Source organism: Frankia sp. EI5c (assembly GCF_001636565.1).
Classification (GTDB): Bacteria; Actinomycetota; Actinomycetes; order Frankiales; family Frankiaceae; genus Parafrankia.
Map to the genome: position 1 here is coordinate 1 of NZ_LRTK01000143.1, position 5,717 is coordinate 5,717.

The following is a 5,717-nucleotide window of genomic DNA, read 5'->3' on the forward strand; positions in this document are numbered from 1 at the left end:
CTCCCGCCCCACGACGGGGAACGGGGGCCGGGGTCGTCGCGGAAGCGGGGAGACGGCCCCTCGCGGTACTCCTCGCCCCCACGCCCCGGGCGCTCCGGATAGGCAGGCTCACGGCCACCGGGCGGCGGGGTGGGGGGACGCCGGGCCGCTGAGGGCGACGTCGGCTGATGCGGGTCGAACGGCGGAGGTGTCCGCTCCGCGGGCGGCTGGGCCGCCCGGCCGGGTGGCATCGACGGCCTCCCGACGGGCGGCGGGGTGCGCGGGCCCCGCGGGCCGGCGCCGCCGCGCTGCTCCTCCCGGCGGAACTCCACGACCGCGGTGCCCAGCTCGATGCGGTCGCCGTTCATCAGCTTCACCTGGGTGGCCGCCCGACCGTTCACCAGGCTGCCGTTGGTGGAACCGGCGTCCACGTAGAGGAACTGCCCGTCGGGCAGACGCCGGATCTCGCCGTGCCGGCGCGAGACACCGGTGTCGTTGAGCCGGATGTCGCACTCGACGCTGCGGCCGATCACCGTGGTCTCCGCGTCCAGCGGGTACTCCCGCTCGCCGCCGCCNGCCCCGCCCGCCCGGGTCGTGATCAGTAGGTGTGGCGTTCCGGGAGCGGCCGGCCGCGGCCTCGACCGGCGACCGCCGACCACCGCCGCCTCGGCCGACGCGACGCTGCTGCGGATGCGGAAGACGCCGATGTCCAGGTCGCCGGCCTCCGCCAGCCGCACGGTCACCGGGCCGACGAAGGTGTAGCGCTGCTCCGCGGCGTGCTCACGGACCATTTCGGCCAGCTCGTCGCAGAGCTCGCGGGTGTAGGGGGCCAGCCGGGCGAAGTCGCCCCCCGCCAGCTCGACGGCGAACTCGTTCGGGACAAGGACCCGGTTGGCGCTGTTCGCGCGCCGATCGTCGGTCTCCCGAGCGAGTGCGCTGGCGATCTCGACGGGTTCGACCCCGCCCTTGAAGACCTTCGCGAACGCGCCCTCGACGAGGCCGCCAAGGCGCCGCTCGAAGCGTTGGAGCACGCCCATGCCCGACCTCCCTTCTCCCGGTCTGTGAGATCGTATGCCCACCGACGGGTCCGTCCCACGGCTCGGCAGCTTGACNTAGCTGCCCGGCGAGCGGGGGGTGCCGTCCGAGGGCGTCTTCCACGTGATAGCGTGTGCCACGGCAAGTTGATAGTCCCACTCGGGCGAGTGGCGGAATGGCAGACGCGCACGGTTCAGGTCCGTGTGTCCTAACGGACGTGGGGGTTCAACTCCCCCCTCGCCCACGAGCCGGCCTGTCGTGGTTGCCGAACTTTGGTTCGGCTTCCCGGCGGGCCGCGACTTTTTCCGGGGGGGCGACCCCCCGATCCCCCCGAGTGTCGAGCTGGCGCTCGACTCGGGTCGGGTGGTTCTGGGGGTATGGGTCGGCCTGTCGTGGTCGCCGAACTTTGGTTCGGCTTCCCGGCGGGCCGCGACTTTTTCCGGGGGGGCGACCCCCCGATCCCCCCGAGTGTCGAGCTGGCGCTCGACTCGGGTCGGGTGGTTCTGGGGGTATGGGTCGGCCTGTCGTGGTCGCCGAACTTTGGTTCGGCTTCCCGGCGGGCCGCGACTTTTTCCGGGGTGGTTCCGGCCGGGCGTTGGCCAGACACTCCGGTGTGTCGTCGGACCACGCGGAACGTGGGCGGTGGGTGGCCCGGCGCGGTGGGGCGGCAGGCCGGCAGGCACCTGGCCGCCCCGCGGGCGGTGGCGTCAGCCGGCGGCCCCCGCGGCGGTGAAGCCCAGGGGCGGCTGGTCGGGGCAGGTCTGCAGGACCTCGCGCATCGCGGCGGCCTCGGCGGGTTCCACCCAGAGCCCGTACCGGGCCTTCAGCCCCACCTGGCGTGCCACATACGGGCAGCGGGCGCCGGGGCTCGGCGGCAGCCACTCGGACGCGTCGGCGTCGCTCTTCTCCTGATTGGTCGGACCGTCGACGGCCAGCAGGTTCTCGGGGTCGTTCGCGAATGCCAGTCGTTCCTTCGCCGTCCATTCCAGTGCCCCGGTGCGCCAGGCGTCGGCGAGTGCGATCACGTGATCGATCTGCACCGCCGAGGCGCTGCGTTCGCGGCTGAACCGTATTATCCGCGTCGTATATGGGTCCTGCAGTTCGCCGGTCATGACAATGCATTCGTCCGACTTGCGGGTGGTGATGCTCCGCAGATCACGGCGAAGAATGTCGTTGCGGGTGTCGCACCCGTTCTTGTCCACGTCGGCCCAGGCGGTGCCGAACTCGGTGCGCCGGTAGGCCGGCGAGTTGTCCTCGTCGCGAACGGCCAGCGTTCCGAGCAGCTCGAGGGCCGAGCCGGTGGCGGCGGGAACGCCGGCGTCGTCTGCTCCCGCCGCGCCGGGAACGGCGGTGGCGGCCGGAGTTCCCGTGGCGGCGTCGCGCACCTGATCAACCTGGTCACAGGCAGTGGCCAGCAGTGCCGTCAGGACAAGGGCGAGTAGTACGCCCGCCGCGCCGGCCACCCGCGGGAGCCGCCCACGCCCCGCGCCACCGCCCTCGGCAGCAACGGTCAGGTGCCAATCCACCAGCGTCCCCGATCTGTCGGCCGGCCCCTCGGATCGCGTGGTGTATCCGTATTCGATCCGTGATGGCCGATTCCCTCCGTGAAGGCCACCGTAAACCTGTGTTGACGGGGAATGCGGCCGGCCCCCGCCGGTTCGCTGCCGGGCCCCGGCGGGAGCATCGAACGTGTACCGGTGTGAAACGGGCCGGATGCGGTCCGTGACAGGAATGGGTCGGTGACCTGGCGACCTGGATGAGGGGGCAGCGCTTGCGGCCATGGCACCGCGGCCGCGGTCCGCGGATCCCCGCGGTTCTGGACCCGCGGCCTCAGAGCTGGATCGTCACGCCCTTGCTTTCGGGCCGCTCATGGAGTTCGAGTGCCCGGGGGGTGGCGTCAGCCGGGATGTCAAAGACGATGGTGCCGGTCACGGTGGAACCCTGGGTGATGGTTTCCCACAGGCCGTCATTCAGGTAGAACCGGGCCAGATAGTCCGCGGAACGGCGTTCACCGTCCGATGTGATCAGGAACTGGTTTGAGTTGCTCAGTACCCGATCGACCGTGCCTGAATTCGTGACGCTCNGGTCGAGCAGGCAGAACTGGCCGGAGGGTCGGCGGGGGAAGATTCCGTCGAGCTTGCTGACATTGCACTCGATCTTGCCGGCGAGGAACTCCAACTGGTCGTCGCGGGCGGGAGTGCCCGGGCGGGCGGTCCGGCTGGCGGCCGGTGTGAGGGCGGCCCCGCTCTGGGGGCCCGGCGTCACGGACTGGTCGGTGTCGCCGCCGGTGGCCGTGCTGATCAGCCAGGCGGCGAGGACCACCACGAAGGCCACGGCGCCGAACAGGATCAGGCGTTGCCGGATGGAGCGGGACGGGTTCGGCGCGGCGTCCGGGAACGCGCCCGGATCGGGCACCTGGTGCACATAGCCACGGCCGGGCGGCCGTGGCGGGGGCCATCCGCCGGCGGGGGCGCCGGAGAACGACGGGGCGCCCGCCGGTACCGGTACCGCGACCCCGCCGGGGTGCGCCGCACCGGGAGCAGGGGCACCTCCCGAGGCCGAACCAGCCGGCAGGCCAGCAGGGCCGGCCTGGTTGGGCAGTCCGGCCTGGTTGGGTGGTCGCACCGCGCCCGGGCGGTGCTGGCGTGCCGCCCGCCACCTGTCGCTCTGGCCGTGGGGCACCTGCGCTGCCGGGACCCGGTCGCCGGCCGGCAGTGGCGGCCGGACCGGGGCGGAGGACGTGGACGACGGCAGCACCACGCCCTGGGTGAGGTTGAGCAACTCCTCGGCCTGGTTGACGGCGGTGGAGCTTGGCCTCCAGGCCCGATCGCCGCCGCTGTCGCCGGGGCGGGCCGGCGGCAGGGAGATGAGATTCAGCAGCAGGTCTCGGGCGCTCGGCCGGGCGTCGGGGTTCTTCGCCAGAGCGGCGGCCACCAGGGCCTTCAGCCCGGGCGGGAGCCCGACGAGGTCCGGCTCCCAGCCGACGATGCGGGTGCTCAGCTCCAGGTCGGTTCCGGTGCCGAACGGATGATGACCCGNCCCCGCGAAGGCCACCAGGATGCCCCAGGTGAAGACGTCGGCCTCCGGCCCGATGGGCTGCCCGTTGACCTGCTCGGGCGCCATCCAGCCGGCGGAGCCGAAGCCCCACGCGGTCGGCTTGGCCTTGGCGCCCTCCAGCGCCTGCGCGAGGCCGAAGTCGATGACCCGGGGGCCGGACATCGACAGCAGGACGTTGCTCGGCTTGAGATCGCGGTGGACGAGGCCGGCGCTGTGGATCGCGGTGAGCGCCGTGGCCACACCGACGGCGAGCCCGGTCAGGGTCGAGCCGCCGATCGGTCCGTCCTCGACGGCGTGGTCGAGCCGGACGCCGTCGATGAACTCGGTCACCAGGTAGGGGGCGGGAGCGTCGGGGTCGGCGTCGAGTACCTCCGCGGTGCAGAACGGCGCGACCCTGCGTGCGGCGTCGACCTCCTGCCGGAACCGCCGCCGGAACTCCTCGTCGGCCGCGAGGTCGGGGCGCACGATCTTGACCGCCACTCGGCGGCCCGCGGATTCGGAGAGGTAGACCGTTCCCATGCCGCCCGCGCCGAGGCGACGCAGCAGCCGGTACTTGCCGATCACGCGGGGTNCGTGCGGGTGCAGGCTCTCTCCGGGAGGCGTGCGACCTCCCGGCTGCCCGCGCGCCGCCGGGGCTTGTTCCCCGTTGTGATCCACGATGACGTTCCACCTTCGGTGCCGGGGTAGCGGCGTCTATGGTCTGTTCGCAGTCTGCACCAACGCGGAGTCGGCTCCGCCTGGCCCGACGCTATGGCCGGATTTCCCGACCAGATCGNGGGTCGGCGCCCGGCCGGTGCGCGACTGGAACCGTCTCTGTCGTCAATACAGCAGTAGACAGGTGGTAACGACGCGATTTCCCAGTCATTGATCCGACAGCACGGGCGCCCCGCGGCGGTCCGGCTCCTGGGGGGCATGCGACCATAAGCCATCCGGCCTGCGGTGATCCGGCCGGTTTGCCGGGCGCCGGAGGCGGGAGATCTCGCGGATGACCGATATCGACGGGCCCTGGCTCGACTGCCCCTGGTGCGGTGGGCGGTTGCCGCTGGCCTACCTGGCGCCGTCGGACGAGGAAGCCGGGGCCGCGGTCGGCGTGTGCGTCGACTGTCGGCGGCGGGTGACCGTCACGACCCCGGACGACCCCTTCGCCCCCTCCTCCTAGGCCGGCGGCGGGGCGGACTGGGCCGGCGGCGGGGCGCAGCGCTGTTCGGCGGCCGGGCTCAGCGCTCGAGCTCGTTGGCCACGGCGTGCACGACCTTGGCGACCTTCTGGGCCGCCCGGCGGTCCGGGTAGCGACCACGGCGCAGGTCACGCTGGACGTCGTCGAGGACCTTGATCATGTCCTCGACCATGCTGTGCAGCTCGTCGGGGCTGCGCCGGGAGGCATTGGCCGCGGCCTTGGCGACGGACGGCGGCGCGGCCAGGATTCGCACCGAAAGGGCCTGGTCGCCTCTGCGGCCGGCGGCCACGCCGAACTCGACGCGATCGCCGGGTTTGAGTCGGTCGACGCCGGGCGGAAGAGCGGCCTTGTGGACGAAGACGTCGTCGCCGTCATCGCGACTGAGAAAACCGAAACCCCTGTCAACGTCGAACCACTTGACTCTGCCGGTGGGCACGGGCGACCTCGTTCTGCGTTGCGGATCGGCGGG

General features: G+C 72.4%; 5 protein-coding genes, 1 tRNA gene and 3 pseudogenes. 2 read left to right on the top strand and 7 right to left on the bottom strand.

All coding sequences use genetic code 11. The features are described from left to right. Both UG55_RS44895 and UG55_RS44900 read right to left on the bottom strand, forming a co-directional pair. Positions 1-554, bottom strand: a 554-nt coding sequence (locus tag UG55_RS44895) for an FHA domain-containing protein (protein ID WP_242425164.1), incomplete at both ends; no start/stop codon positions are given. Position 555: 1 nt separating this feature from the next. Beyond that, a pseudogene (locus UG55_RS44900) lies at positions 556-1,016 on the bottom strand (DUF3662 domain-containing protein); the annotation flags it as partial. A gap of 159 nt (positions 1,017-1,175) precedes the next feature. On the opposite strand from UG55_RS44900, the gene UG55_RS26625 reads away from it, so the two are divergent. Continuing rightward, positions 1,176-1,258: transfer RNA gene (locus UG55_RS26625), tRNA-Leu, on the top strand. 463 nt (positions 1,259-1,721) lie between these two features. On the opposite strand, the gene UG55_RS26630 is transcribed toward UG55_RS26625, so the two are convergent. From UG55_RS26630 to UG55_RS44915, 4 genes and pseudogenes are all read right to left on the bottom strand, one after another. After that, complete coding sequence (locus UG55_RS26630; protein WP_066074705.1) at positions 1,722-2,540, bottom strand: HNH endonuclease family protein; 819 nt, start codon at positions 2,538-2,540, stop codon at positions 1,722-1,724. A gap of 304 nt (positions 2,541-2,844) precedes the next feature. Next, positions 2,845-3,097 (bottom strand): DUF4352 domain-containing protein (locus UG55_RS44905; RefSeq protein WP_242425165.1); only part of this gene is annotated, 253 nt, incomplete at its 5' end. A gap of 1 nt (position 3,098) precedes the next feature. Next, a pseudogene (locus UG55_RS44910) lies at positions 3,099-4,052 on the bottom strand (serine/threonine protein kinase); the annotation flags it as partial. 1 nt (position 4,053) lies between these two features. Beyond that, a pseudogene (locus UG55_RS44915) lies at positions 4,054-4,642 on the bottom strand (serine/threonine-protein kinase); the annotation flags it as partial. Positions 4,643-5,056: 414 nt separating this feature from the next. Between UG55_RS44915 and UG55_RS29740 the strand changes: the two are divergent. Next, positions 5,057-5,230 (top strand): hypothetical protein, encoded by a 174-nt coding sequence (locus UG55_RS29740; RefSeq protein WP_199865252.1) that lies wholly within the window; start codon positions 5,057-5,059, stop codon positions 5,228-5,230. A 58-nt stretch (positions 5,231-5,288) separates the two neighbouring features. Here the strand turns inward: UG55_RS29740 and UG55_RS26640 are convergent, their stop codons facing one another. Further along, positions 5,289-5,684 carry a cold-shock protein gene (locus tag UG55_RS26640; protein ID WP_066073848.1) on the bottom strand — a complete coding sequence of 132 codons (396 nt, stop codon included), beginning with the start codon at positions 5,682-5,684 and terminating at the stop codon, positions 5,289-5,291. Positions 5,685-5,717: the final 33 nt, after the last annotated feature.